This window comes from Methylobacterium sp. WL120, assembly GCF_008039465.1.
Lineage (GTDB): Bacteria > Pseudomonadota > Alphaproteobacteria > Rhizobiales > Beijerinckiaceae > Methylobacterium > Methylobacterium cerastii.
Map to the genome: position 1 here is coordinate 44,111 of NZ_VRUT01000002.1, position 26,774 is coordinate 70,884.

General features: G+C 69.2%; 21 protein-coding genes. 12 read left to right on the forward strand and 9 right to left on the reverse strand.

Annotated elements, in window-relative coordinates:
* Positions 1 to 79 precede the first annotated feature (79 nt).
* The 4 genes from FV229_RS00805 to FV229_RS00820 all read left to right on the forward strand — a co-directional run bounded on the left by FV229_RS00805 (position 80) and on the right by FV229_RS00820 (position 10,231).
* Positions 80 to 3,478: a maltotransferase domain-containing protein gene (locus tag FV229_RS00805; protein WP_147750113.1), complete on the forward strand. Its 3,399-nt coding sequence runs from the start codon at positions 80 to 82 to the stop codon at positions 3,476 to 3,478.
* A 159-nt stretch (positions 3,479 to 3,637) separates the two neighbouring features.
* Entirely contained in the window at positions 3,638 to 6,901 is a 3,264-nt protein-coding gene (gene treS, locus FV229_RS00810; RefSeq protein ID WP_147750114.1) for a maltose alpha-D-glucosyltransferase, read from the forward strand.
* Between the two features lie 120 nt (positions 6,902 to 7,021).
* A complete protein-coding gene (gene glgB / locus FV229_RS00815; protein WP_147750115.1) occupies positions 7,022 to 9,310 on the forward strand; it encodes a 1,4-alpha-glucan branching protein GlgB in 2,289 nt (762 codons plus the stop codon).
* A gap of 117 nt (positions 9,311 to 9,427) precedes the next feature.
* Positions 9,428 to 10,231: an alpha/beta hydrolase gene (locus FV229_RS00820; protein WP_246687997.1), complete on the forward strand. Its 804-nt coding sequence runs from the start codon at positions 9,428 to 9,430 to the stop codon at positions 10,229 to 10,231.
* 93 nt (positions 10,232 to 10,324) lie between these two features.
* Here FV229_RS00820 and FV229_RS00825 read toward each other — a convergent pair whose 3' ends face one another.
* From FV229_RS00825 to minC (FV229_RS00845), 5 genes are all read right to left on the reverse strand, one after another.
* The gene (locus tag FV229_RS00825; protein ID WP_147750117.1) at positions 10,325 to 10,723 is read right to left on the reverse strand and encodes a PRC-barrel domain-containing protein; all 399 of its coding nucleotides are present in this window, start codon (positions 10,721 to 10,723) and stop codon (positions 10,325 to 10,327) included.
* 159 nt (positions 10,724 to 10,882) lie between these two features.
* Positions 10,883 to 11,218: a cell division topological specificity factor MinE gene (minE, locus tag FV229_RS00830; protein ID WP_147750118.1), complete on the reverse strand. Its 336-nt coding sequence runs from the start codon at positions 11,216 to 11,218 to the stop codon at positions 10,883 to 10,885.
* The gene (minD, locus tag FV229_RS00835) at positions 11,215 to 12,030 is read right to left on the reverse strand and encodes a septum site-determining protein MinD (protein ID WP_147750119.1); all 816 of its coding nucleotides are present in this window, start codon (positions 12,028 to 12,030) and stop codon (positions 11,215 to 11,217) included. The genes minE and minD overlap by 4 nt, the downstream gene beginning before the upstream one ends.
* A 53-nt stretch (positions 12,031 to 12,083) precedes the next feature.
* Positions 12,084 to 12,716, reverse strand: coding sequence for a septum site-determining protein MinC (minC, locus tag FV229_RS00840; RefSeq protein WP_147750158.1), 633 nt, complete (start codon positions 12,714 to 12,716; stop codon positions 12,084 to 12,086).
* A gap of 354 nt (positions 12,717 to 13,070) precedes the next feature.
* Positions 13,071 to 13,814 (reverse strand): septum site-determining protein MinC, encoded by a 744-nt coding sequence (gene minC, locus FV229_RS00845; protein WP_147750120.1) that lies wholly within the window; start codon positions 13,812 to 13,814, stop codon positions 13,071 to 13,073.
* 269 nt (positions 13,815 to 14,083) lie between these two features.
* Here minC (FV229_RS00845) and FV229_RS00850 point away from each other — a divergent pair, with 269 nt between their 5' ends.
* The 4 genes from FV229_RS00850 to typA all read left to right on the forward strand — a co-directional run bounded on the left by FV229_RS00850 (position 14,084) and on the right by typA (position 18,269).
* The gene (locus FV229_RS00850; protein WP_147750121.1) at positions 14,084 to 14,401 is read left to right on the forward strand and encodes an iron transporter; all 318 of its coding nucleotides are present in this window, start codon (positions 14,084 to 14,086) and stop codon (positions 14,399 to 14,401) included.
* On the forward strand, positions 14,398 to 15,936 hold the full coding sequence (locus tag FV229_RS00855; protein WP_147750122.1) for a PepSY-associated TM helix domain-containing protein: 1,539 nt from the start codon (positions 14,398 to 14,400) through the stop codon (positions 15,934 to 15,936). Before FV229_RS00850 ends, FV229_RS00855 begins: the two co-directional genes overlap by 4 nt.
* Positions 15,933 to 16,280, forward strand: a complete 348-nt coding sequence (locus FV229_RS00860; RefSeq protein WP_147750123.1) for a DUF3325 domain-containing protein — start codon at positions 15,933 to 15,935, stop codon at positions 16,278 to 16,280. Before FV229_RS00855 ends, FV229_RS00860 begins: the two co-directional genes overlap by 4 nt.
* Before the next feature lie 156 nt (positions 16,281 to 16,436).
* A complete protein-coding gene (gene typA / locus FV229_RS00865; RefSeq protein WP_147750124.1) occupies positions 16,437 to 18,269 on the forward strand; it encodes a translational GTPase TypA in 1,833 nt (610 codons plus the stop codon).
* A 99-nt stretch (positions 18,270 to 18,368) separates the two neighbouring features.
* Here typA and FV229_RS27150 read toward each other — a convergent pair whose 3' ends face one another.
* The 4 genes from FV229_RS27150 to carA form a co-directional block, all read right to left on the reverse strand.
* Complete coding sequence (locus tag FV229_RS27150; protein WP_187273541.1) at positions 18,369 to 18,545, reverse strand: hypothetical protein; 177 nt, start codon at positions 18,543 to 18,545, stop codon at positions 18,369 to 18,371.
* Positions 18,542 to 18,859: a hypothetical protein gene (locus FV229_RS00870; protein ID WP_147750125.1), complete on the reverse strand. Its 318-nt coding sequence runs from the start codon at positions 18,857 to 18,859 to the stop codon at positions 18,542 to 18,544. The genes FV229_RS27150 and FV229_RS00870 overlap by 4 nt, the downstream gene beginning before the upstream one ends.
* Complete coding sequence (locus tag FV229_RS00875) at positions 18,859 to 19,188, reverse strand: hypothetical protein (RefSeq protein ID WP_187275012.1); 330 nt, start codon at positions 19,186 to 19,188, stop codon at positions 18,859 to 18,861. Before FV229_RS00875 ends, FV229_RS00870 begins: the two co-directional genes overlap by 1 nt.
* Before the next feature lie 83 nt (positions 19,189 to 19,271).
* Entirely contained in the window at positions 19,272 to 20,507 is a 1,236-nt protein-coding gene (gene carA, locus FV229_RS00880) for a glutamine-hydrolyzing carbamoyl-phosphate synthase small subunit (protein ID WP_147750126.1), read from the reverse strand.
* 226 nt (positions 20,508 to 20,733) lie between these two features.
* Here carA and FV229_RS00885 point away from each other — a divergent pair, with 226 nt between their 5' ends.
* From FV229_RS00885 to FV229_RS00900, 4 genes are all read left to right on the forward strand, one after another.
* Positions 20,734 to 21,195: a GatB/YqeY domain-containing protein gene (locus tag FV229_RS00885; protein WP_147750127.1), complete on the forward strand. Its 462-nt coding sequence runs from the start codon at positions 20,734 to 20,736 to the stop codon at positions 21,193 to 21,195.
* Between the two features lie 115 nt (positions 21,196 to 21,310).
* On the forward strand, positions 21,311 to 23,221 hold the full coding sequence (dnaG, locus tag FV229_RS00890) for a DNA primase (protein WP_147750128.1): 1,911 nt from the start codon (positions 21,311 to 21,313) through the stop codon (positions 23,219 to 23,221).
* Between the two features lie 195 nt (positions 23,222 to 23,416).
* Entirely contained in the window at positions 23,417 to 25,411 is a 1,995-nt protein-coding gene (rpoD, locus tag FV229_RS00895; protein WP_147750129.1) for an RNA polymerase sigma factor RpoD, read from the forward strand.
* 103 nt (positions 25,412 to 25,514) lie between these two features.
* Complete coding sequence (locus FV229_RS00900) at positions 25,515 to 26,774, forward strand: adenylate/guanylate cyclase domain-containing protein (protein WP_147750130.1); 1,260 nt, start codon at positions 25,515 to 25,517, stop codon at positions 26,772 to 26,774.

A 26,774-nucleotide genomic window follows, 5' to 3' on the forward strand; every position in this document is an offset into this window, starting at 1 on the left:
GTGCCGGATCATCGGGCACGGCACGCACCCGGCATTCGGGCGTTAGCCGATGACGCCATCTCATATTTTCGAGGCCAGCATGAACGCACCGACAACCGCATCGAGGAAAGCCGCAGCGGACGGGGCGGCCCCCGTCTCGCCGCCGGCCGGCCTCGCGACGGGGGGCTCGGCAGCGCGCGTCCTGGGGCCGCGGATCTACAACCTGTTCCCGCTCCTCGTCGGGCGGGTGTCGGATTGGACGGCGGAGCTGCCGCGGATCGCGGAGCTCGGCTTCGATTGGGTCTACCTCAACCCGTTCCACGCCACCGGCGGGTCGGGCAGCCTCTACGCGGTCGCCGACCCGGAGCGCCTCGACGACCGCTTCCGCGACGACGACGGCACCGACGACGACGCGCAGATCTGGCGCTTCTGCGCCGCGGCCGAGGCGGCCGGCCTGTCGGTGATGACCGATCTCGTCATCAACCACACCGCCAACGACGGACGCCTCGCCCGCGAGCGGCCGGACCTGTTCGTCAAGGAGGCCGACGGCTCGATCGCGAGCCCGGCGGCGGTCGATCCCGACGACCCGACGATCCGCACCGTTTGGGGCGACTTGGCCGAGCTCGACTACCATTCCGAAGGTCCGCGCAATGAGCTGACCCGGATCTGGGACGCCTACATCGCCCACCTCCAGGGCCTCGGCGTCGCCGGCTTCCGCTGCGACGCCGCCTACAAGGTCCCGCCGGAGACCTGGCGCGCCCTGATCGGCCAGGCCAAGGCGCGCGAGGCCGGCTGCCTCTTTGCCGCCGAGACTCTGGGCTGCACCTTCGAGGAGGCGAGGGCCACGGCCGGAGCGGGCTTCGACTACCTGTTCAACTCGTTCGCGTGGTGGGACCTGAAGAAGCCCTGGGCGCTGGAGCAGTACGAGCGCCTGCGCGTCATCGCCCCCTCGATCGCGTTCCCCGAGAACCACGACATGCCGCGTATGGCGGCCAAGGTGACGGGCGCGGCAGACGCCGTCGCCGCGCAGCTGCGCAGCCGCTACGCGCTGGCCGCGTTCTACTCGGCCGGCGTGCTGATGCCGATCGGCTACGAGTGGGGCTACACCCGCTCCGTCCACGTCGTCGACACCACACCGGCCGACCGCGAGTCGGACACCGGAATCGACATCTCGGCCTACGTCACCGCGATCAACGCGCTCCGCGCCGAGCTTCCCGCCGCCAACGTCGAGGGCGCGCAGGCGCGCATCTCGTCGCCGGATGCGGACTTCGTCGCGCTCGCCCGCTACGACACCGGGCACCCGGCCTCCGCGCGGCACGCCGTGATCCTGATCTTCAACCCGACCGACAAGCCCGTGCCGGTCGATGCCGGCGCGCTGATCACCCGCACCGGCGGTGTGCTCGGGCCGTTTGTCGACCGCACCCCCGAGGCCGAGCCGATCGCCTTCCATCCCGGCAGCGCCATCGACCTGGCGCCCGGCGAGCTGCGGATCATCAGCGCCGAGGCCGCTGTGGTGACGAAGCTGCCGAGCCGCGGCACGCCGGACGGCACGGGCCGCGTCGTGATCGAGGCGGTGGCGCCGGAACTCGACGGCGGCCGGTCCCCGGTCAAGCGCGTCGTCGGCGAGAGCTTTGCGGTCGAGGCCGACATCTTCTCTGACGGGCACGAGATCCTGAACGCCGCGATCCTCTCCCGCGTCGTCGGCGCGACCGAGTGGCGGCGCGACCCGATGGTGTTCGTCGACAACGACCGCTGGGCCGGGCATTTCCCGCTGGAGAAGAACGCCCGCTACGAGTTCACCATCGAGGGCTGGCGCGACGGCTTCTCCTCGTGGATGCGCGACACCCTGAAGAAGCGTGACGCCGGAGTGGACGTGCGCCTCGAGACCATCGAGGGCGTTACCCTGGTCCAGACTGCCGCCGACCTCGCCGAGGGACGCGACAAGGAGCGGCTGCACGCGCTCGTCGCGGCGCTCGGCGCCGAGGAGACCGGCTCCGCCGCCCAGCTCGACCGCATCCTCGTCCCCGATTCTGCCAGCCTCGTGCGCCGCAACGCCGAGCGGGTGAACGCCTCGCGCTATCCCGTCGTTGCGCAGGTGATCGCCGACCGTCTCGCGGCCCGGTTCTCGGCCTGGTACGAGATCTTTCCGCGCTCGCAATCGATGGACGTGAACCGCCACGGCACCTTCGACGACGTGATCGGCCGCCTGCCGGAGATCCGCGAGCTCGGCTTCGACGTGCTGTACTTCACCCCGATCCATCCGGTCGGGCGCACCAACCGCAAGGGCAAGAACAACACCCTGAAGGCGCTGCCGGGGGACGTCGGCTCGGTCTACGCGGTCGGCACCGAGGAGGGCGGCCACGAAGCGGTCCACCCCGATCTCGGCACGCTCGCCGACTTCGAACGCCTCGTCGCGGCGAGTCACGCCCACGGCATGGAGGTCGCCCTCGACTTCGCGATCCAGTGCTCGCCCGACCACCCCTGGATCAAGAACCATCCCGAATGGTTCGAGTGGCGCCCGGACGGGACGCTGAAGTTCGCCGAGAACCCGCCGAAAAAGTACGAGGACATCTCGAACGTCCACTTCTACGGCGGCGCGCTGCCGTCGCTGTGGATCGAGTTGCGCGACATCCTGCTCGGCTGGTGCTCGCGCGGCGTGCGCATCTTCCGCGTCGACAACCCGCACACCAAGCCGATCCCATTCTGGGAATGGGTGATCGCCGAGGTGAACGGCCGCTACCCCGACGCGCTCTTCCTCGCGGAGGCCTTCACCCGGCCGAAGATGATGAAGAAGCTCGCCAAGGCCGGCTACCAGCAGAGCTACACCTACTTCACTTGGCGCAACACCAAGGCCGAGCTGACGTCCTACGCGATGGAGCTCGCCGGCGAGATGGGCGAGTACTACCGCCCGAACTTCTTCGCCAACACGCCGGACATCAACCCGCACTACCTCCAGACCAGCGGGCGGGCGGGCTTCGTCGTGCGCGCGACGCTGGCTGCGACGCTGTCGTCGGTCTACGGCATCTACAACGGCTTCGAGCTGTGCGAGGCCGCGCCGTATCCCGGCAAGGAGGAATACCTCAACTCCGAGAAGTACGAGCTGAAGGCCTGGGACTACGACCGCCCCGGCAACATCCGCGAGCACATCGTCAAGCTCAACCAGATCCGTCGCGAGAACCCCGCGCTCTGGGACTTCCGTAACGTCGTCTTCACCGGCGCCTACAACGACGAGATCATCGCCTACGCCAAGACCACGCCCAATCGCGACAACTGCGTGTTCGTGATGGTCAACCTCGACCCGAAGAACCGCCAGGAATGCACCTACGAGGTGCCGCTCTGGCTGCTCGGCGAGGATGACGGCGGGGCGGTGGCGGTCGAGGACCTGCTTGACGGGTACACGTTCGAGTTGCGCGGCAAGTCCCACCGCATCGCCCTCGATCCGGTCGAGCGGTCCTGCGTGATCTGGCGCCTCAGCCGTCCGAAGCGGGTTGCGGGCTGAAGCCGCCCGTGTAACCAGAAACGGCGCGCGATCGGCCCGGTCGGTCGTGCTGTCGCCACCATCCTGCGGTTAGACAGCCGCACACCGATCACGTGACGACCTCGTCGTGCGGGACCGGCCCGACAAGCCCCTGAATCCGACGTGCGAGGCAACGACGCGATGATCGATCGCAGCGATCCGCAATGGTACCGTGACGCCATCATCTACCAGATCCACGTCAAGTCGTTCTTCGACTCGAACAATGACGGGATCGGTGATTTCGAGGGCCTCACCCAGCGGCTGGACTATGTCCGAGACCTCGGCGTCACCGCCATCTGGCTGATGCCGTTCTATCCGTCCCCGTTGCGGGACGACGGCTACGACATCGCCGACTACGAGGAGGTCAACCCGTCCTACGGGACGATGGCGGACTTCCGCCGCTTCGTGGAAGCCGCGCACGAGCGCGGCCTGCGGGTGATCACCGAGCTCGTCATCAACCACACCTCGGACCAGCACCCGTGGTTCCAGCGCGCCCGCGAGGCGCCGGCCGGGTCGCCGGAGCGCGACTTCTACGTCTGGTCGGACACCGACACGCCGTATTCCGACACGCGGATCATCTTCCTCGACACCGAGACCTCGAACTGGACCTGGGACCCGGTCGCCAAGCAGTACTTCTGGCACCGGTTCTACAGTCACCAGCCGGACCTGAACTTCGACAACCCGAAGGTGCTGGAAGCCGTCATCGAGACGATGCGCTACTGGCTCGACATGGGCGTCGACGGCCTGCGCCTGGACGCGATCCCCTACCTGATCGAGCGCGACGGCACGAACTGCGAGAACCTTCCCGAGACCCACACGGTCATCAAGGCGATCCGCGCGGCGCTCGACGCGAGCTATCCCGACCGGATGCTGCTGGCCGAGGCTAACCAGTGGCCGGAGGAGACCGCGCAGTATTTCGGCGACGGCGACGAATGCCACATGGCGTTCCACTTCCCGCTGATGCCGCGGATGTACATGGCGATCGCCCGGGAGGACCGGCACCCGATCACCGACATCATGCGCCAGACGCCCGAGATCCCGGAAGGGTGCCAGTGGGCGATCTTCCTGCGCAACCACGACGAGCTGACGCTCGAGATGGTGACCGCGGAGGAGCGTGACTACCTCTGGTCGTTCTACGCCGCCGAGCGCCGCGCCCGCATCAACCTCGGCATCCGCCGCCGCCTCGCGCCGCTGCTCGAGAACGACCGGCGCAAGATCGAGCTGATGAAGTCCCTCGTCCTGTCCATGCCCGGAACGCCGGTGCTGTACTACGGCGACGAGATCGGAATGGGCGACAACATCTATCTCGGCGACCGCGACGGCGTGCGCACGCCGATGCAATGGTCGCCCGACCGCAACGGCGGCTTCTCGCGGGCCAACCCGCAGCGCCTGTTCCTGCCGGCGATCCAGGACCCGATCTACGGCTTCGACGCCCTGAACGTCGAGGCGCAGACGCAGTCGCAGACCAGCTTGCTGAACTGGACGCGGCGGATGATCGCCATCCGCAACAACAGCACGGCGTTGGGCCGCGGCTCGATGCAGTTCCTGTATCCCAGCAACCGCAAGGTGCTGGCCTGGATCCGCGAGTTCGAGGGCGAGCGCGTGCTCTGCGTCGCCAACTTGTCGCGGGCGCCGCAGGCGGTGCAGCTCGACCTGTCGGAGCTGCGCAGCGCGGTGCCGATCGAGCTCACCGGCGGCAGCGAATTCCCGCCGATCGGCGAGCTGCCCTACCTGCTGACCCTGCCGTCCTACGGCTTCTACTGGTTCTCGCTGTCGTCTGCGAACACCGGCACGGTTGGGCCGATGAAGGAGGCGCCCGAGCTGTTCACGCTCGTGCTCACCGGCGGCATCGAGAGCCTGATGGCCGGCCGCGAGCGCGTCGCCTTCGAGCGCACCGTGATCCCGCCCTTCATCGCCAGCCGTCGCTGGTTCGGCGCCAAGGGCTCGCGGATCAAGAGCGTGAAGGTCGTGGACTGCGCCACCGTGAAGGAGGCCGGCGGCGAAGCCCGCTTCCTGCTGCCGCGCATCGACGTGCAGCTCTCCAACGGCGAGCGGCAGCAATACTTCGTGCCCGTCGGCGTCGATGAGGGCCGCGAGGACGAGACGCTGCTCGAATTCGCCGTGGCGCGCGTGCGCCGCGGTCCACGCACCGGCTTGCTTTACGGGGCTGCGGCCTCGCCCGACTTCGCGATCTGCCTCGCCGAAGGCATGCGCGACGGCCGCGAGATCCCGACCGAAGGCGGCAAGCTCGTCTTCTCCTCGACTTCGGCGTTCGACCACAGCGTGCCGTTCGAGGCTGCCGACGTGCGCCGGCTGTCGGCCGAGCAAAGCAACACCTCGATCGCCATCGGCGCGAAGATGATGCTCAAGCTGCTGCGCCGCCTGCAGCCGGGCACCCATCCCGAGGTCGAGGTCGGGCGCTTCCTCACCGAGGAGGCGAAGTTTCCGAACACGCCGGCGCTGCTCGGCACCCTGGAGCACGTCGCCGAGGACGGCACCCGCACGGCGCTCGCCGTACTGCAGAGCTTCGTCCTGAACCAGGGCGACGCCTGGACGGTGATGCTCGAGGGCCTGCGCCGCGACTTCGAGACCGTGGTGCTGGCTCCCGAGAGCGAGGCGCCGACGCCGGAGGACGCGTTCCACGACCACCTGCGCTGGGCCGAACTCCTCGGGCGCCGCACCGCCGAGATGCACAACGCCTTCGCGATCGAGACGGCGCACGCGGCCTTCGCCGCCGAGCCGTTCACGGCCGACGACCTGGCGGTGCTCGGCGCCGACGCGAAGCATCAGGCCGACCGCGCCTTCCGCGGGCTCAAGGGCATCGCCGAGCGCGGGCTCGACGCCGGACGCCCGGCGAGCGCGGCCCTGGCCGAGCGCCGGGCCGAGGTCGACGCGCTGATCGCGTCGCTGACGCGCGATCCGCCGAAGGGTGCGTTCAAGACCCGCATCCACGGCGACTACCACCTCGGACAGGTTCTGGTGTCGAGCGGCGACCTCGTGCTGGTCGACTTCGAGGGCGAGCCCTCGCGACCGGCCGACGAGCGCCGGGCGAAGTCGACGCCGCTGCGGGACGTCGCCGGGATGCTGCGCTCGTTCGCCTACGGCGCCGAGACGGTGACCCGCGAGATCGCCGGCCGCTTCGCCGATTCCGAGGACCGCGCGCGCAACGCGGCCCTCGCCTGGCGTGGCATGATCGATGCGGCGTTCCTCGAAGGCTACGGAAGCGCCGTCTCCGAGAGCCGCGCCGCCGTGACCGACCCGGCGACGCAGGACCGTCTGTTGCGCCTCTGCCTCCTGACGAAGGCGCTCTACGAGGTCGATTACGAGGCGAACAACCGCCCGGACTGGATCGAAATCCCCGCCCGTGGGGTTCTGACCATTCTGGAGGACGCCAAGGCGTCCTGATCCAAGGCGCGGGCCGACGGGGCGAAAACGGCCTCCCCGGCCCGCGCGGAGACTGACGGACTTGAGGCCCTCGCCCGACCCATTCGGGCGCGGCCCCGGTCACCCGAGAGAGGCACCTGAATGACGGCCATCGACCAGACCTTCGCGACCCGCTCCGACCCGTCGGACACGAACCAGGTCTCGAATGTCCCCTCGTCCGGCTCCGCGCCGGCGGGGGCGGCGCACGGCGTCCATCCCGATGCGATCGCGGCGGTGATGGCCGCCAACCATGGCGACGCCTTCAGCGTGCTCGGTCCGCACCAGGTCGGACCCGGCACCTGGGAGGTTCGTGCCGTCCTGCCGGAGGCCAAGTCCGCTGCGTTGATCGTCGGCGGCGACGCGGTGCCGTTCGAGCGGCGCCACCCGGAAGGGTTCTGGGTCGCGAAGGTCGAGAGCCAGGGCCGGCCGCTCTACGAGATCGAGGTCGAGACCTGGGATGGGGCCAAGCGCCGCCGGCACGACCCCTACGGCTTCGGTTCGTCGCTGGAGCAGCACGACGTCGACACCCTGCGCGACGTCGGCACCAACCTCGTCTACAAGATCCTCGGCGCACAGCTCGGCTGCCTCGACGGCATCGACGGCTTCCGCTTCGCGGTCTGGGCCCCGAACGCCAAGCGCGTGAGCGTCGTCGGCGATTTCAACGAGTGGGACGGGCGCCGCCATCCGATGCGTCTCTGGCAGAACGGCGGCCTCTGGGAGCTGTTCGTACCAGGGCTCAAGGCCGGCCAGAACTACAAGTTCGAGATCCGCGGCCCCGACGGGTCGCTGCTGCCGCTGAAGGCCGACCCGGTCGCCTTCGCCGCCCAGCACCCGCCGCAGACCGCCTCCGTGCTGCAGGGCACGAGCGAGCCCGCCTGGCACGACAAGGCCTGGATGGAGACGCGCGGCGAGAAGGACCCGCGGCATGCGCCGATCTCGATCTACGAGGTCCACCTCGGCTCGTGGGCGCGGGTGCCCGGCGAGGGCAACCGCTACCTCACCTACAAGGAGTTGGGCGAGCGGCTGATCCCCTACGTCAAGGAGATGGGCTTCACCCATATCGAGATGCTGCCGATCACGGAGTTCCCGTTCGACGGGTCGTGGGGCTACCAACCGGTGTCGCTGTTCGCGCCGACGAGCCGCCACGGCACCCCGGACGACTTCGCGGCGTTCGTGAACGCGGCACACGCGGCCGGCATCGGCGTGATGCTCGACTGGGTGCCCGGCCACTTCCCGCTCGACGCGCATGGGCTCGGCCAGTTCGACGGCACGCACCTCTACGAGCACGCCGACCCGCGCCAGGGCTTCCACCAGGATTGGGGCACCTACATCTACAATTTCGGCCGCGCCGAGGTGGCGACGTTCCTCGCCGCCAACGCCCGGTTCTGGCTCGAACACTACCACCTCGACGGCCTGCGCGTGGATGCCGTCGCCTCGATGCTCTACCTCGACTACTCGCGCCGCCAGGGCGAGTGGATTCCGAACCAGTACGGCGGCAACGAGAACCTCGATGCGATCGAGTTCCTGCGCAAGACCAACGAGGCGACCTACAGCCACGCCCCCGGCACCATCACGGTCGCCGAGGAATCCACCTCCTGGCCCGGCGTCTCGCACCCGACCTATACCGGGGGGCTCGGCTTCGGCTTCAAGTGGAACATGGGGTGGATGCACGACACCCTGAACTTCGTCTCGACCGATCCGATCCACCGGCGCTACCACCACCACGACTTGACCTTCGGGCTGCTCTACGCCTTCTCCGAGAACTTCATCCTGCCGCTGTCCCACGATGAGGTCGTGCACGGGAAGGGCTCGCTGCTCGGTAAGATGCCCGGCGACCGTTGGCAGAAGTTCGCGAACCTGCGCGCGTATTTCGGCTTCATGTGGGGACACCCGGGCAAGAAGCTGCTCTTCATGGGCGGCGAGTTCGGCCAGGAGCGTGAGTGGAACCACAACCAGTCGCTCGACTGGCACCTGCTCGACGACCCGGCCCACGCCGGCGTGAAGGACGTGATCCGCGACCTCAACCACCTCTACGTCTCGACGCCGGCGCTCCACAGCCGCGACACCGAGGCCGCGGGCTTCCAATGGCTGGTAGCGGACGACCAGGACAACAGCGTCATCGCCTGGGCGCGCAAGGGCCGCGAGGCCGGCCAGATCGCTCTCGTCGTCTCGAACTTCACCCCGGTGCCGCGCGAGAACTACCGCGTCGGCGTGCCGGCGGCGGGTTACTACCGCGAGGCGTTCAACTCGGATGCCGGCATCTACGGCGGTTCGAACGTGGGCAACATGGGCGGCCGTGAGGCCGACGCGACGCAGAGCCATGGCCAGGCGCATTCCCTGAGCCTGACCCTGCCGCCGCTCTCGACCATGATCTTCGTTCGCCAGGGCTGACGACAAGGGCGGCCGCGCCGCAAGCTGCGGCCGCCCATGCTGTTTGATGCGGAGGAGGTCGCGTTGCTCGATTCGGTTTGGACTTCGTCGGTCTCCCTCCCGAGCATCCGCCTGCACATGGCGGAGGCCGGACCGGCCGACGGCCTCCCCACCATCGTGCTGCACGGCTTCCCGGAGTTCTGGTACGGCTGGCGCCGCCAGATCGGCCCCCTCTCGGAGGCGGGCCTGCGCCTCGTCCTACCGGACCAGCGCGGTTACAATCTCAGCGACAAGCCCGGGGGCATCGCCGCCTACCACCTCGACCGGCTCGCCGCCGACGTGATCGAGCTCGCCGACCATTACCGTTTCGCGAAATTCCGCCTCGTCGCGCACGATTGGGGTGGGCTGGTCGCGTGGTGGACTGCCTCGTTCTACCCCGAGCGGATCGAGCGTCTGGCGATCCTCAACGCGCCGCACCCCGCGATCTTCGGCCCCTACATCCGGCGGCATCCGACGCAGCTGCTGCGCAGCGCCTATGTCGCATTCTTCCAGATCCCGCACCTGCCCGAGAAGCGTCTGACCGCGAACGACTGCGCCGTGCTGCGGCAGGCGCTGGCGACGACCAGCCGAAAGGGCAGCTTCACCGACGCCGACCTCGATCTTTACGCCGCTGCCTGGGCGAAGCCCGGTGCGATGACCGGCATGCTGAACTGGTACCGCGCGCTGCGCCTGCCGCGGGCGAGCACCGCGCCGCGGGTGACGGCGCCGACGCTGATCCTGTGGGGCCGCCGCGACCACGCTTTGGGGAGCGGCCTCGCCGAGGCGAGCCTCGAGCTTTGCGACGACGGACGTATCGAATGGTACCCGGAGGCGACGCACTGGGTGCAGCACGATGCGGCCGACGCGGTGAACGCTTCCCTCGTCGCGTTCCTGCGCGCCTGAGAAGACGCCGTTCCGAGACCTGAAAAGACGAAGCCCGCGGATCCTACGATCCGCGGGCTTCCTCACAAGATATCCAGTTAAGAGGTGCGAGCCTCAGCGCTTGAACTTGCCGTCGTACTTGAACTCGGGCGCAGCCTTGAGCTGATCCTTGGTGGCGCCGATGATCGCCTTCCACTTCTTCGCGCCCTCGTCGTAGCCGAGCGCAACGGAGGCCGGCTCGACCGAGACGTAGCGCTCGCCCATGCCGAGGAAGCCGCCGACGGAGATGATGTAGCTGGTGAGCTTGCCATGCTCCATCGCGAGATCCTTGATCTCGCCGACGTTGTTGTTCGAGCCGTCCATCACGTTGAGACCGATGAGGTTGTAGCTCAGCACCGCGTCCTGCGGCACCGGCACGAACTTCGCGGCCGTGGTCGGGGTGGTCTGCTCGGCGGCGAACGCTGCGCCGGAGACGGTGAGGGCGACCATGGATGCCAGGATCAGACGACGCATTGCAATCTCCAAGACCCGAAAGGGGTGCCTAGGAATGCCCTGCGACCTCGATCGTTCCGTCACCGATTCGCGACGCATCGCGAGCGTCGCCCATGGTCTTGCACGCACGAAAAAGCCCGCGAACCCTTCGATCCGCGGGCTTTGTGTCGGGGTTCGGCGTCAGGCAGCCTGCTTGCGCTTCTCCGGCATCGCCTTCTCGGACGTCGCGTCGGCGCGCGTTTCGGTGCGCACCTCGTTGCGTCCTTTGGCGGCCGTGAGCGGCAGCTCGATGTCGAGGCCCAGCGTCGAGACGCCCTCGCCGCGCTCCAGCGTGATCTTCACCTTGTCGCGCTCGACCGAGACGTGCTTGGCGATGACGGCCAGGATCTCCTCGCGGAGCGTGATCACGAGGTCGGGCTGGCCGGTCTCGGAGCGCTCATGGGCGAGGATCAGTTGGAGGCGCTCGCGGGCGACGGAGCCGGAGGCGCGCTTGTTGAAGAGGCCGAGGAGGGTCATGCCGCCCTCCGCAGGAAAAGCTTGTCGAGGAAGGACTTGCGGTCCGTCGGCATCGTCATCGGCAGCGTCTCGCCCTTGAGCCGGCGCACGGCGTCGGTGTAGGCGCGGGCGGGCGCGCAGAGCGGGTTGTTCAGCGTGACCGGGCAGCCGACGTTCGAGGCGCGAAGCACCTCCTGGCTCTCGGGGATGATCGCCAGCAGCGGGATCGACAGGATTTCGAGGACGTCTTCGACCTTGAGCATGTCGCCGCGGTCGGCCCGGCTGGGGTCGTAGCGGGTGAGGATCAGGTGCTTGTCCATGTTCTCGCCGCGCTCGGCCTTGACCGTCTTCGAGTCGAGCAGGCCGATGATCCGGTCGGAATCGCGCACCGACGAGACCTCCGGGTTGGTCACCACCACCGCGACGTCGGCGTGGCGCATGGCGAGCTGGGCGCCACGCTCGATGCCGGCGGGCGAATCGCAGATCACCCAGTCGAACTTTTCGCGAAGCTCTTCCATGACGCGGGCGACGCCCTCGTCGGTCAGCGCGTCCTTGTCGCGGGTCTGCGAGGCCGGCAGCAGGTGCAGGGTCTCGAGCCGCTTGTCGCGGATCACCGCCTGGTTGAGCTTGGCGTCGCCGTTGACGACGTTGATCAGGTCGTAGACGACCCGGCGCTCGGCCCCCATGACGAGGTCGAGGTTGCGCAGGCCGACGTCGAAGTCGACGACGCAGACGCTCTGTCCTCCCTGCGCGATCGCGGCACCAAGTGCCGCCGTGGTCGTCGTCTTGCCGACGCCGCCCTTGCCCGATGTGACGACCAAAACCTTTGCCACGCGTGTCGCTCCTTGATCTGCGGTGATCGGATCGAGTTCTGAGATTTTGTAGGTCAGTCCAAACCCGCCATGCGGATCGCGCCGCCGTCGAGCCAGATCTGTGCGGGTTTGCCCTGGAGCTGCGTTCCGATGTCCTCGGCCGTGCGGACGAGGCGATCGATCCCGAGCAGCTCGGGCTGGAACTTGCGGCAGTAGATGCGCGCGCGCGGGTTGCGGGCGGCGCCCGCGATCGCCCGGCCGCGGAGCGCGCCGTAGATGTGGATCGAGCCGCCGGCCAGGATCTCGGCGCCGGAAGAGACCGAGCCCATCACCGTGACGTCCCCGGTGGGATGAACCACCGTCTGCCCGGAGCGGACCGAGCCCTCGATCGTGATCGAGGTCGAGACCGGCTCCTCCGGGACCTTCGGCAACGCGAGGTCGGGCAGGTCCAGGTTGCTGGCCGGGCGTCCGCCGATCAGCAGCGGCGGCAGGCCGGCCGCGATGCTCTCCACGCCCTCGAAGCCGAGGATGCGGACGCGGCGGCCGATGAGGTCGGCGACGAGCGCCTGAAGCGCTTCGTGGTCCGGGCGAAGGGCGCCGAGATCGAGGATGATCGCGCGTCCGTCGAACAGGGTCGGCGAGCGCTTCAGCGCCGCGTCGAGGTCTGCCAGCCAGTCGGCGAGCGGCGCTTCGGGCTTCAGCGCCATCGCCTTGAACGCACGGCCACGGAAGGCGAGGGCGCGCGGGGCGGAAGGCTTGGCGGCGGGCTTTGCCGGCTCGGCAGGCTCGGTCGCCGGGGCGGGGTCGGCAGGCTTTGCCGGGTCCGAGGCCGCCGCAGCGGTCTCGGGCGCGGGCGATTCGGTGCCGGCCGGCAGGCCAACCGCTTCCGGGGAAACGGCTTTCTCGGGCTGTGCCGAAACGGGACGGTCGGGGTCCGGAAAGATCTGTGTTTTCACGGGTCAACGATTCCTTACCGGATCATTGACGGCGGATATGGTTACCGAACGGTTAAGGATGGTGATCCTGTCGCCATCTCATGCCGGTATCCTGTGATCGCGGCCTCAGGTCCGCTCCAACAGTGCCAACCGGATCGCGTCCTCGACGAGGCGGACTTCCACGGCTTGGCCGGTGAAGCTCGGATCGAGGTCGTCGGCGGCCTTGTAGAGGCCGTCGATCGCGATCAGCTCCGGCTCGAACTTCCGGCACCAGATCCGCGCGTTGGGGTTGCCGGCGGCGCCCGCGATCGCGCGCCCGCGCAGCGGGCCGTAGACGTGGATCGACCCGCCGGCGATCACCTCGGCGCCGGAGGCCACGGCCCCCATCACCGTGACGTCGCCTTCGAGGTGCAGCACCGCCTGGCCGGAGCGGACCGGCGCGTCGAGGATCAGCGAGACGGCCGCCGCCTGCGGTGCTGGCGCCGGCGCGGCGGCCTCGGGGGAGGGGGCGTCGGGCTCCGGCATCTCGATCTCGCCGGCGGGGCGCCCCCCCGCCAGGGCCGGCGGCAGGCCGGGTCCGAGCAGGGCCGGAGCGGCCCCCTCGATCCCGTAGATCGCGATGGCGCGGGACGACAGCTCGGCCACAAGCCCGGTCAGGTCGTCGCGGTCGAGGGTCAGCCCGGTCAGGTCGAGGATCACCGGCCGCCCGGAGAAGAAGGCCGGCGCGCGCTGGCGCAGGGCGTCGAGGTCGGAGAGCCAATCCTCCACCGGAGGCAGCGGCGCGAGCACGGTCGCCATGAACGAGCGGCCGCGGAAGCGGATCGGCGGACGGGGCGCGTCGGGCTTGGGCTGGGTCACGGGGGCGGGCATCTCGCGTGTCGGGCCTGGACCTCGCCTGCATGCGGCGTGCGCGCCCGCGGAGCAATCCTCCCGATCGGCTTGCCCACCCCGATGGTGATCCGAGGTCGGCCGGACACGTGCGAGCACCACGCCGCAATCCCTGCTCGAAACCCCGCTAAGCCGTTGCGCGCCAACTGGAATGGTTCTGAAACATAGCGGTTGCAACGGCGCCCGCGGCCTTGCTACCCCCGGCATCGATCGCGCCCCCTTGCGGGGCGAAGCCCGAGGGATGCACCGCGATGGCTCAGCAGAAGGACGCACGGCGCGGTCCGGCCTACCGCCTCGCGGTGGCAGGGCGGATCGTGCTCGCGGTGCTCGGGGGCTACGGGGTCGCGGCGCTGCTGACCGCGCTCCTGTCGCTGACGCTGCCCCTCGTCCGCTCGGAAGCGGTCGCGAGCGCAACGCTCGTGAGCTTCGCGGTGATGGTGGCGGTGGTGGTCTACGTCTTCGCCGCCCGCACCCTCGGGCGCGCCGCGCTCGCTGTCGCCGGCCTCGCAGCCGTCCTCGGCGGCGGGCTCTGGCTCGCGGGCGGGTTCTCCGCCGCCGGTGCCGCATGAGGCAAGGCTTCCGCCAGTCGATGGCGTGGCTGCACGCGTGGTCCGGCCTCGTGGTCGGCTGGGTGCTGTTTTCAGTCTTCGTCACCGGCACGGCGAGCTACTATCGCGCCGAAATCTCGCAATGGATGCGGCCGGAGCTGGTGGCCGGCGCGAGCGACCCGGCCCGCTCGGCCGACCTCGCTGCCGCCTACCTGCAGAAGGCGATGCCCGACGCCGTGGGCTGGTACGTCGAGCTGCCGAAGCCCGAGAAGCCGGCGGTCGGCGTCATGTGGTGGAAGAGCCTGGACGGCCCGTTCCACCAGGCGCTGCTCGACTCCACGAGTGGTGCGCCGGTCGCGGCGCGCGACACGCGAGGGGGCGACTTCCTCTACCGCTTCCACTTCGAGCTCGGCATGCCGCCGCTCTGGGGCCGCTGGATCGTCGGCACCTGCGCGCTGGTGATGCTGGTGGCGCTGGTCTCCGGAATCGTCACCCACCGGCGGATCTTCGCCGACTTCTTCACCTTCCGGCGGCGGCGCTCGCAGCGCGGCTGGCTCGACGCGCACAACGTGTTCGGCGTGCTCGCGCTGCCGTTCCACCTGATGATCACCTACACCGGCCTCGTCACCCTCGCGCCGATGTACATGCCCTGGGGCGTCGCCGCCGCCTACAAGGGCGACGAGATGCGCTTCTACGTCGACAGCGGGCTGATGCCGGACCTGCGCGGCCCGGCGGGCAAGCCCGGCACGCTGGCGCCGCTCTCAAGCATGATCGCGCAGGCGATCGCGGAACGTGGCGAGGCGCCGGAGGGCGTCTCGGTCTACAACCCCGCCGACGCCGCGGCTTCGGTGGTCGCGATCTTCGAAGAACCGCACGGCCTCGCCCACGAGCACCCGCAGATCGCGTTCGACGGCACCACCGGCGCCGTCCTCGGCCGCAACGGCGCGACCCGCGCCGCGGCCAAGACTTCGACCGTGATGCTCGGCCTCCACGAGGGGCACTTCGCCGGGGCAGCCCTGCGGGCGCTGTTCTTCCTCTGCGGAATCATGGGCGCGGCCACCGTCGCCACCGGCCTCGTGCTGTGGGCCGTGGCCCGCGCGCCGAAGGGGGCGGAGGCGGACGGCTTCGGCTTAAGGCTGGTGCGCGTGCTGAACGTCGGCACCATCGCCGGCCTGCCGGCGGGGATCGCCGCCTACTTCCTCGCCAACCGCCTGCTGCCCCTCGACCTCGCGGCCCGCGCCGACTGGGAGGTCGGCGTGTTTTTCGGAGCCTGGGCGCTCGTGGCGGTGTTGGGCGCCGTACGCCCGGTCGGGACGGTCTGGCGCGAGGGCCTGGCGCTCGTCGGCGCCTTGTTCCTCGCGGTCCCGTTCGTCGGCGCCATCGTCACCGGCCTGCATCCGCTCGTCGGCGAGTTGCGCTTCCTCGGCTTCGAGGCCGCGATGGTCGTCCTCGGCCTGTTGTTCGTGCTCGCCGCGCGCAAGGCCGGGCGACCGCGGCCTCCGCAGGCGCAACGCGCGGACGCCGCCATCGCCGGACGGGCGGCCCTGCGCGCATGACCGCCATCGTCGTCGCCCTCAACCTGGCGCTCTGCTTTGCCGGCCTCGCGGCGCTGGCACTCAGCCTCGACCGCCACCACCGCGACGCCTTCCTGGTGCGGGCCGGCGCGGCGCGCGCGCGGACTCTCCGAATCGCCGGCTGGGCCGGCATCGGGCTGTCCTTCGCCGCGGCGGTGACGCTGGAAGGCTGGAACTTCGGGCCGGTGCAATGGGTCGGCACCTTGACCGGCGCGGCGCTCCTCGTGGTCGCGTTCCTGTCCTACAGGCCGGGCTGGCTCAGGCCGGCTGCGCTGCTGGCGCTGCCCGTCGCCCTGGTGGCGCTGCCGCTGGCGCTGTACGGCTGAGCAACGTCTGGATCGCTGCCCAGAACCACTGCCCCCTTGCCGCAGAGGCCGACTCCTTATATTGCGGCGCAATAGCTCGAACCCGTTCTCGACCCGGCGTGGCCGACCGTAACAGCGGTCCGTCCCGTGGCGGGTTCTACTCGCTTCGGAAACACCATGAAGCTGCGCAACATCGCCATCATCGCCCACGTCGACCACGGCAAGACGACGCTCGTCGACAAGCTGCTGTCGCAGTCCGGCTCCTTCCGCGACAACCAGCGGGTCGAGGAACGGGCGATGGACTCGAACGACCTCGAGAAGGAGCGCGGCATCACCATCCTGGCCAAGGCGACCTCGGTCGTCTGGAAGGACACCCGCGTCAACATCGTCGACACCCCCGGCCACGCCGACTTCGGCGGCGAGGTCGAGCGCATCCTGTCGATGGTCGACGGCGTGATCGTGCTGGTGGACGCGGCCGAGGGCCCGATGCCGCAGACCAAGTTCGTGGTCGGCAAGGCGCTCAAGATCGGCCTGCGCCCGATCGTGGCCATCAACAAGGTCGACCGTCCGGACGCCCGTATCACCGAGGTGGTGAACGAGGTGTTCGACCTGTTCGCGGCGCTCGACGCCACCGACGACCAGCTCGACTTCCCGATCCTCTACGGTTCGGGCCGCGCAGGCTGGATGGCGACCGCGCCTGACGGCTCGCAGGAAGACGGCCTCGCGCCGCTGTTCGACCTCGTGCTCGAGCACGTGCCCCCGGCAAAGGTGGAGGAGGGTCCGTTCCGGATGCTCGGCACCCTGCTCGAGGCCAACCCGTTCCTCGGCCGCATCATCACCGGCCGCATCGCGTCCGGCACCGTGAAGCCGAACCAGGCGATCAAAGTGATGGATCGCGAGGGCAAGCTCGTGGAGACCGGCCGCGTCTCGAAGATCCTTGCGTTCCGCGGCCTGGAGCGCGCGCCGATCGATGTCGGCGAGGCGGGCGACATCGTCTCCATCGCCGGCCTCGTGAAGGGCACCGTCGCCGACACGTTCTGCGACCCGCAGGTCGAGACCCCGATCCAGGCCCAGCCGATCGATCCGCCGACCGTGACCATGTCCTTCATCGTCAACGATTCGCCGCTCGCCGGCACCGAGGGTGACAAGGTCACCAGCCGCATGATCCGCGACCGCCTGTTCAAGGAGGGCGAGGGCAACGTCACGCTGAAGATCGAGGAGGCCGCCGACAAGGACAGCTTCTTCGTCTCCGGTCGCGGCGAGTTGCAGCTGGCGATCCTGATCGAGACCATGCGTCGCGAAGGCTTCGAGATCGCCGTCTCGCGTCCCCGCGTCGTGCTCTCGAAGGACGAGGATGGCGGCATCCTGGAGCCGGTCGAGGAGGTCGTCGTCGACGTCGACGAGGAGTATTCGGGCGTCGTCGTGCAGAAGATGTCGGAGCGCAAGGCCGAGATGATCGAGATGCGGCCGTCGGGCGGTGACCGCCTGCGCCTCGTCTTCCACGCTCCTACCCGCGGCCTCATCGGCTACCAGAGCGAGCTGATGACTGACACGCGCGGCACAGCGATCATGAACCGCCTGTTCAAGGCCTACGAGCCCTTCAAGGGCGAGATCGCCGGCCGCCGCAACGGCGTGCTGATCTCGAACGACAAGGGCGAGGCCGTGGCCTACGCCATGTGGAACCTGGAAGACCGCGGCCCGATGATGATCGAGCCCGGCGCCAAGGTCTACCAGGGCATGATCATCGGCGAGCACAACCGCGAGAACGACCTCGAGGTGAACGTGCTCAAGGGCAAGAAGCTTACCAACATCCGCACCACCTCGAAGGACGAGGCCGTGCGCCTGACGCCGCCGATCCGGATGACGCTGGAGAAGTCGCTCGCCTGGATCCAGGACGACGAGCTGATGGAAGTCACGCCGAAGTCGATCCGTTTGCGCAAGACCCATCTCGACCCGAACGACCGCAAGCGCTTCGAGCGCTCGAAAGAAGCCGTCACCGGCGCCGTGTAAGGTCCTCGACCGCACCAGCAAGAAGGCCCGGGCATCGCTACCCGGGCCTTTTTTCGTTCCTGGCGTCCGCCGCCGCGAAAGCACGGCAGCAAAGCGTTTTTAGCCGGCGCCCGGGTCGGCGTCCTCGTCCTTCGAAGCGCCGCCCTGCGGTCCCTTGCCCGGATGCCCGTCGGTCTTCTCGTTCGGGTCCATCACCGCGTCCGGCGCGACGTTGGCGGGCTTGCCCTTCGGGGGCTCGTCCGAAGAGTTGCCCGAAGGCTTGTCGTGCTTGCTCATTTTCCCTCCTCGCGCTCGGCCTTGTAGTGCCCGTCGGCGACCGTCTGGTCGGCTTGTGGGCCGCGGGACGCCTTCTGGTCGGAATGCCCGCCCGACGAGCCGCCGGGCGTCGGCGGAGCGCGGCCAGGCTCGCCGCCCTGCTTCCAATCGGCCTTCCGCTCGGGGTCGGACTTGCCGCCCGTTCCCATGTCGGTGATCGCCGACTGCTCGGCGGTGTGCCCGCCGCCGCCGGCCGCGGGCTTGCCGCTGGTGCCGACTTTATCGTCCGGCTTGCGGGTGACGGTCTCCGAGGCGTCGTCCGTGTCGCGGGCCATCAGCGCTTCCCGTCGTCCTGCCCGACGGCGGCGGTGGCGCGATCGATCGCCTCGGACGCGGTTGCGCCCGGCTGGCCCTCGCCGCGGATCGCCCGCAGGTTTTCCGGCGGCGTCTCGGATTCGGTCTGGTCGGTGGCGTCCTCGCTCTTCATGCCCGAGGCGATCCGCGCGGTCTCGGCCTCGCCCGCCGGGTTGCCCCTGAGGTCGGCCTGAGTCCGGGACGGGGTGCCGACGTCGAGGGGCGAATCCTGTCCGAGATCCTGGCCGTTGCGGTCCGCGTTCGCGGAAAAACCCTTCAGCGAGGGGCGGTCTGCGTCGTGCTCGGCCATGGTGCGCCTTTCGGGCTGTCGATCCGTCATGTGGATCGACAACACCGATGGCAGGCGACGGTTGCCTCCGACGCCCCGCGCGATCAGGCCGCGCCGGACGCCGGCTCGGGCTTGCCAGACCGCATCAGGGTCACGAACCGGTCGAACAGGTAGTGGCTGTCGCGCGGGCCCGGCGAGGCTTCCGGGTGGTGCTGCACCGAGAAGGCTGGCCGGTCGGTGAGGGTGAGTCCGCAATTCGAGCCGTCGAACAGCGAGACGTGGGTCTCGACCGCGGTCTCGGGCAGGCTCGCCGGGTCGACGGCGAAGCCGTGGTTCATCGAGACGATCTCGACCTTGCCGGTGGCCTTGTCCTTCACGGGATGGTTCGCGCCGTGGTGGCCTTGGCCCATCTTCACCGTGCGCCCACCGAGCGCGAGGCCCATAAGCTGGTGCCCGAGGCAGATGCCGAAGGTCGGAACCTTCGAGGCGAGCAGCTCGCGAATCACCGGCACCGCGTATTCGCCGGTCGCAGCCGGGTCGCCAGGACCGTTCGACAGGAACACGCCGTCCGGCTTCAGCGCCAGGATGTCGGCCGCGCTGGTGGTCGCCGGCACGACGGTGACCGTGCAGCCGGCCTCGGCCAGCAGCCGCAGGATGTTGCGCTTCACGCCGTAATCGATCGCGACGACGCGCAGGCCCTCGCCCGGTACGCCGCGGCCGTAGCCCGCCTTCACCGTCCAGGTCGACTCACTCCAGTCGGAGCGCTCGCGGCTGGTCACCGGGGGCACGAGATCGAGGCCTTCCATCGGCGCGAGGGCCGCGGCGCGCGCCTTCAGGGCCTCGCGGTCGAAGTTGCCCTGCGGGTCGTTGGCGATCACCGCGTTCGGCATGCCGTGGTCGCGGATGCGGGCGGTAAGCGCGCGGGTGTCGATCCCGGTGATGCCGAGGATGCCGCGGGCCTTCAGCCACGCGTCGAGGTGCGAGGATGAGCGCCAGCTCGACGGCTGGGTCACGGCCGAGGCGATCACCGTGCCGCGCACGCCCGACGCCGGGGCGGCGTCGAGGCTTTCGAGATCCTCGTCGTTGGTGCCGGTGTTGCCGATATGCGGGAAGGTGAAGGTGACGATCTGCCCGGCATAGGACGGGTCCGTCAGGATCTCCTGGTAGCCGGTCATCGCCGTGTTGAAGCAGACCTCGCCGTCGGCGACGCCGGTCTGGCCGATGCCGAAGCCTTCGAGGATGGTGCCGTCGGCCAGCACCAGCAACGCGGTGGCGACGGGCTCGGCCCAGGGCTCGGGCACGGCGGCGTCTCTCGGCGCGGAAGCGCTGTCTTGCAGCATCACGGTGATCTCGCTTATGTCCGGCCACGACCGGCGCCGTCGAGACGGCGCGAGCGGGCGGCGGGTGATCGTGTGCGGCGGTCTTATCGAGCCCGCGGCGACGGGGTCAATGTGGTGCCGCATCGAACGCGGCTCAATCGCTGCAAACCGCAGGCCAGCCACCCGTTTCTGCACGACCTTCGCTTTCGCGCCACCTCCGTTCCGCACCACCTCAAGGACAAGCCCGATGCTCCGCGCCCGCCTCACCACCGAAATGAAGGAGGCCATGAAGGCCGGCGAGAAGGCCAAGCTCGCGACGATCCGGATGATCCAGGCGGCGCTCAAGGACAAGGACATCGAGGCGCGGGGGCTCGGCAAGGAGCCGGCGAGCGACGACGAGATCCTGGCGCTGCTGCAGAAGATGATCAAGCAGCGCAACGAATCGGCTGCGGTCTACGAGCAGGGCGGCCGGCCGGAGCTGGCCGAGAACGAGCGCGCCGAGATCGCGGTGATCGAGACCTACCTGCCCAAGCAGATGGACGAGGTCGAGACGCAGGCTGCGATCGATGCCGCCATCGCCGAGGCGGGCGCCGCCGGCCCGAAGGACATGGGTAAGGTCATCGCGATCTTGAAGGGCACCTATGCCGGCCGCATGGACTTCGCCAAGGCGAGCGGATTGGTGAAGGCGGCGCTGAACGCGAAGGCTTGACGCGACACCGCGGTTCTGCCCGCTATCCACCGTCGTCCCGGGGAAGGGACTCGGTGCGGGTGCCTGCGGTATACATCCCGGTCCGAACACCGGACACCGGACCCGCCGCATACCCGTGCGCTACCCGCCCCACATCCTCGAAGAGATCCGCAACCGGCTTCCCGCCTCCGACGTGGTCGGCCGGCGTGTGAAGCTGAAGAAGGCCGGGCGCGAGTGGCGCGGGCTGTCACCGTTCAACGCCGAGAAGACTCCGTCCTTCTACGTCAACGACCAGAAGCAGTTCTATCACTGCTTCTCTTCCGGCAAGCATGGCGACATCTTCAGCTTCTTGATCGAGACCGAGGGCCTGAGCTTCCCCGAGGCCGTCGAGCGGCTGGCCGGGGAGGCCGGCGTGTCGCTGCCGGCGCCCAGCGCCGACACCCGCGAGATGGAGACCAAGCGCCGCGGCGCGATCGAGGTGATGGAGCTGGCGACCGCGTGGTTCGAGGAGCGGCTGGCGTCCCCCGCCGGCGCGGCCGCCCGCGCCTACCTCGACCGGCGCGAACTCGGCCCCGAGATCCGCAGCCGTTTCCGCCTCGGCTACGCGCCGGCCGACCGCTACGGCCTGCGCGACCACCTCGCGGCCAAGGACGTCGACAAGGCGCTGATGGGCGAGCTCGGCCTGCTGGTGACGGGCGAGGACATCGCCGTGCCCTACGACCGCTTCCGCGACCGCATCATCTTCCCGATCGCGGACGTGCGCGGCCGGGTGATCGCCTTCGGCGGCCGCGCGATGCAAGCGGACGCGAAGGCCAAGTACCTGAATTCGCCCGAGACGCCGCTCTTCCACAAGGGGCAGGTGCTCTACAACCTGAACCAGGCGCGCAAGGCCGCCCACGACCGCGGCACGCTCATCAGCGTCGAAGGCTACGTCGACGTGATCGCGATGACGCTCGCAGGCTACCCCAACACCGTGGCACAGCTCGGCACGGCGCTCACGGAGGAGCAGCTGGCGCTGATGTGGCGTCATGCCGACGAGCCGATCCTCTGCTTCGACGGCGACGGCGCCGGGCAGCGCGCCGCCAATCGGACTCTCGACGTCGCCCTGCCGATGCTGGAGCCGGGCCGGTCGCTGCGCTTCGCGATGCTGCCGGAGGGCCAGGACCCAGACGACCTGCTGCGCTCTGGCGGCGCGGCGGCGATCGACAAGGTGGTCGAGGCGGCCAAGCCCCTGGTCGAGGTGCTGTGGAGCCGCGCCGTCGAGACCGGCTCGACCGACACCCCGGAGCGCCGCGCCGGCCTCGCCAAGACCCTGCGCGGACTGATCTCCGGCATCCGCGACGAGACGGTGCGGAGCTATTATCGCGACGAGATCGAGGAGCGCCTGCGCGGTCTCTCGCCCCGCAGCGCGCCTCAGCAGCGCGGCGCCTACCAGCCGGGCGGACGGCAGAATACTTACCTAAGGAAGCCTCGCCCCGGCGATCCACCGCCGTCGCCGCGGCTCACCGCCGGGCCGAGCGCCGGGCTTGCCCGCTCCAACGGGTTTTCCGGCAGCGGCAGCTCCCGCGAGGCGATGATCGTGGCGAGCCTCCTCGTCCACCCCGAGCTGCTCGGTCTCGAAGCGGAGGATCTCGCCGCCCTCGATCTCGAGGATCCGGATGCGGTGGCCCTGCGCTCGCTGCTCCTGGACCGCGCGGCCGACGCCGCCGACCCGGACGTGGCGGTGGTGGAGAACCGGCTGGCCCGGGCGGGGCTGGAGGCGGCGAGCGCGCGGCTCGCCGCGCGGGTGCGCCCCGGCGACCGTTGGGCGCTCGATCCGCATGCCGACCTGGTCAAGCTGGAAGACGCATTGCGTCAGGCCGTGATCTTGCACCGCAAGGCCGGCGCGCTAAATAGCGAACTCCGACAGGCGGAACGTGCGCTCGTCGAAGAAGAAACAGAGGCGAATTTCGCTTGGCTGTGCGACGTCAAGGAGCGCTTGGCGGTGATCGCGGGAGCGGAGACCGAGGCGGACCTGCAGGACACGAACGACTCGACTGTGTCGTAGGGCCTGTGCGATGGCGGAATACGAAGCGCCTTCGCGGCATGGTTAACAATCGGTCAAGCGTCTCGCTTGCATACCGAGTCCGAGCTACGACGCGGTCGAAGTGATTCGTCCGGGTTCCACACGCATTGCGGCGCCGACGGCGCGGCGTGGCCGAGAGGCCCCCGCATCGTGCCGCGCCGAAACAATAGGCTGATCATGGCGACGAAGGCAACGGAACGGGACGAGACGGACACCGCTCCGGCAGAGCAGACCGATGGGCCGCTCCTCGACCTGACGGATGCTTCGGTCAAGCGGATGGTGAAGCTCGCGAAGAAGCGCGGGTACATCACCTACGAGGAGGTCAACGAGGTCCTCCCCGAGGGGCAGTCCGACCCCGACCAGCTCGAGGACGTGCTGTCCCAGCTCTCCGAGATGGGCATCAACGTCGTCGAGGCCGAGGAGACCGACGAGGCCGCCGCCGACAAGCCCGCCAACGGCGAGGCGTCGGAGGACGAGGAGGGCGCCGAGGGTACGGAGGTGGCCGAGGTCGCCCCGACGCGCGCCGTCGCGGTCGTCACCGCCACCAAGGAGCCGACCGACCGCACCGACGACCCGGTGCGCATGTACCTGCGCGAGATGGGCTCGGTCGAGCTGCTGTCGCGCGAGGGCGAAATCGCCATCGCGAAGCGGATCGAGGCCGGCCGCGAGGCGATGATCGCCGGCCTGTGCGAGAGCCCGCTGACCTTCCAGGCGATCATCATCTGGCGCGACGAACTCGTCGACGGCAAGGTGCTGCTGCGCGACATCATCGACCTCGAAGCCACCTATGCCGGCCCCGACGGCAAGAACCCGCAGATCGCCGAGGGCGCGACCGAGGGAGAGGAAGCCGAGGCCGAGACGCCGGCGCCCGAGGGCGGCGACGACGACGACGACATGGAGAACAACGTCTCGCTCGCGGCGATGGAAGCCGAGATCAAGCCGCGCGTGCTTGAGACGTTCGACGCGATCGCCAACAACTACCGCAAGTTGCGCAAGCTCCAGAACGAGGAGACCGCGCGCAAGGCCGGCAACGAGAAGACGACGCCCGCCCAGGAGAAGAAGCAGGCCGAGTTCAAGGACACCGTCGTCGCCGACGTGAAGTCGCTGTCCCTGAACAACAACCGCATCGAGGCCCTGGTCGAGCAGCTCTACGACATCAACAAGCGCCTCATCTCGCATGAGGGCCGCCTGATGCGCTACGCCGAGAGCCACGGCGTCGCCCGCGACGAGTTCCTGCGCCACTACCAGGGTTGGGAGCTCGACCCGAACTGGATGACCCGCGTCGGCACGCTGGGCGGCAAGGGCTGGAAGAACCTCGTCGAGAAGGGCTCGAAGCAGGTCTCGGACCTGCGCGAGCAGATTCTGACGCTCGCCTCCGAGACGGGCCTGGAGATCGGCGAGTACCGCAAGATCGTCAACATGGTCCAGAAGGGCGAGCGCGAAGCCCGCCAGGCCAAGAAGGAGATGATCGAGGCGAACCTCCGCCTCGTGATCTCGATCGCCAAGAAGTACACCAACCGCGGGCTGCAGTTCCTGGACCTGATCCAGGAGGGCAACATCGGCCTCATGAAGGCCGTCGACAAGTTCGAGTACCGCCGCGGCTACAAGTTCTCGACCTACGCCACCTGGTGGATCCGCCAGGCGATCACCCGCAGCATCGCGGATCAAGCGAGAACCATCCGCATCCCGGTGCACATGATCGAGACGATCAACAAGATCGTCCGCACCTCGCGCCAGATGCTGCACGAGATCGGCCGCGAGCCGACCCCGGAGGAGCTGGCCGAGAAGCTGGCCATGCCGCTGGAGAAGGTGCGCAAGGTCCTCAAGATCGCCAAGGAGCCGATCTCGCTCGAGACGCCGATCGGCGACGAGGAGGATTCGCACCTCGGCGACTTCATCGAGGACAAGAACGTCGTCCTGCCGATCGACGCGGCGATCCAGTCGAACCTGCGCGAGACCACGACGCGCGTGCTCGCCTCGCTTACGCCGCGCGAGGAGCGCGTGCTGCGCATGCGCTTCGGCATCGGCATGAACACCGACCACACCCTCGAAGAGGTCGGCCAGCAGTTCTCGGTGACCCGCGAGCGCATCCGCCAGATCGAGGCGAAGGCCCTGCGCAAGCTGAAGCACCCGAGCCGGAGCCGGAAGCTGCGGAGCTTCCTGGACAACTGAGCGGCCGATCCGCCATGACGTGTTTCGCCGACTCGTGTCGGCGGACCACGTCGTCGGCGGCCCGAAGCCTTGCTTTGGCGGTCCGCGAACCCACCTTGGCCGTATGCTTGAGCGTCGCCAGCATCCACCCGTGCCGCCGACCGCCGCAGCCGACGGCTCGGAGGCGGACGACGTGCCGTTCGGCGCGCTGCAGGAATGCGTCGCGATCCGCGACTGGTTGCTGAGCGAAGGAGCGCGCCTGCCCGAGCCCGACGACCTGATCGCGGGCTTCGCCGAGCGCCTGAACCAGGTCGGCGTGCCGGTGGACCGGACCTCGACGGCGATCGACACGCTGCATTCCGAGTATTCCGGCATCGGGCGCATCTGGACGCGCGAGGCCGGCACCACGGTGCGGTTGTTTCCGCACGGCGAGGCTTCCGAGCGCGCCTACGCGGCGAGCCCGTTCCGGAAGGTGCACGAGGACGCCGCATGGCTGATCCTCGACCTCGCCGACACGCCGGACGACGCCTACTCGGTGATCCCCGACCTGAAGGCCGCCGGCTACACCCACTACATCGTCGTGCCGCTGTTCTTCACCAACGGCACCCATAACGGCATTACCTTCGCGACCCGCGACCCGGACGGGTTCCGCGACGAGGACGTCGCGATCCTGCGCTTCGTCATGCCGGCGCTCGCGGCCGTGATGGAGATGCGCCTCGTCACCAAGCAGCTCGACACGGTGCTGCGCATCTACGTCGGCGACGAGCCGCACCGGGCGATCCTGTCGGGGGACATCCGTCGCGGCCAGGTGAAGCGCATCCGCTCGGCGATCCTGTTCGCCGACATGCGCGACTACACCCGCATCTCGGCGGACATGACGCCGGAAGAGGCGGTGGACCTGCTCAACATCTTCTTCGACTGCCTGGTCCCGCCGATCGAGCGTGAGGGCGGCGAGGTGTTGAAGTACCTCGGCGACGGCCTGCTCGCGATCTTCCGCGAGCCGGGCGACGACCTCGGCGGCGCCGCCAAGGGCGCGCTGACGGCGGCGCAGGGCGCACTCCAAGCGCTGGAGGAGGCCAACACCCTTCACCAGTTCGCGGTGCCGATGATGGCCGGCATCGCGCTCCACCACGGCGAGGCGGCGTACGGCAACGTTGGCTCGGGCACGCGGCTCGATTTCACCGTCATCGGCCGCGACGTGAACATGGCGAGCCGCATCGCCCGCCTCAACAAAACGCTGGGCGAGCCGCTGCTGATGTCGAAGCCCTTCGTCGACTTCCTGTGGGGCGATCCGGTGCCGCTCGGCGAGCACGTCCTCGACGGCTTTTCCGAGCCGATGATGGTCTACCGGCCGCGTCCGAAGCCGCATCGCCGCCAGGGCTGA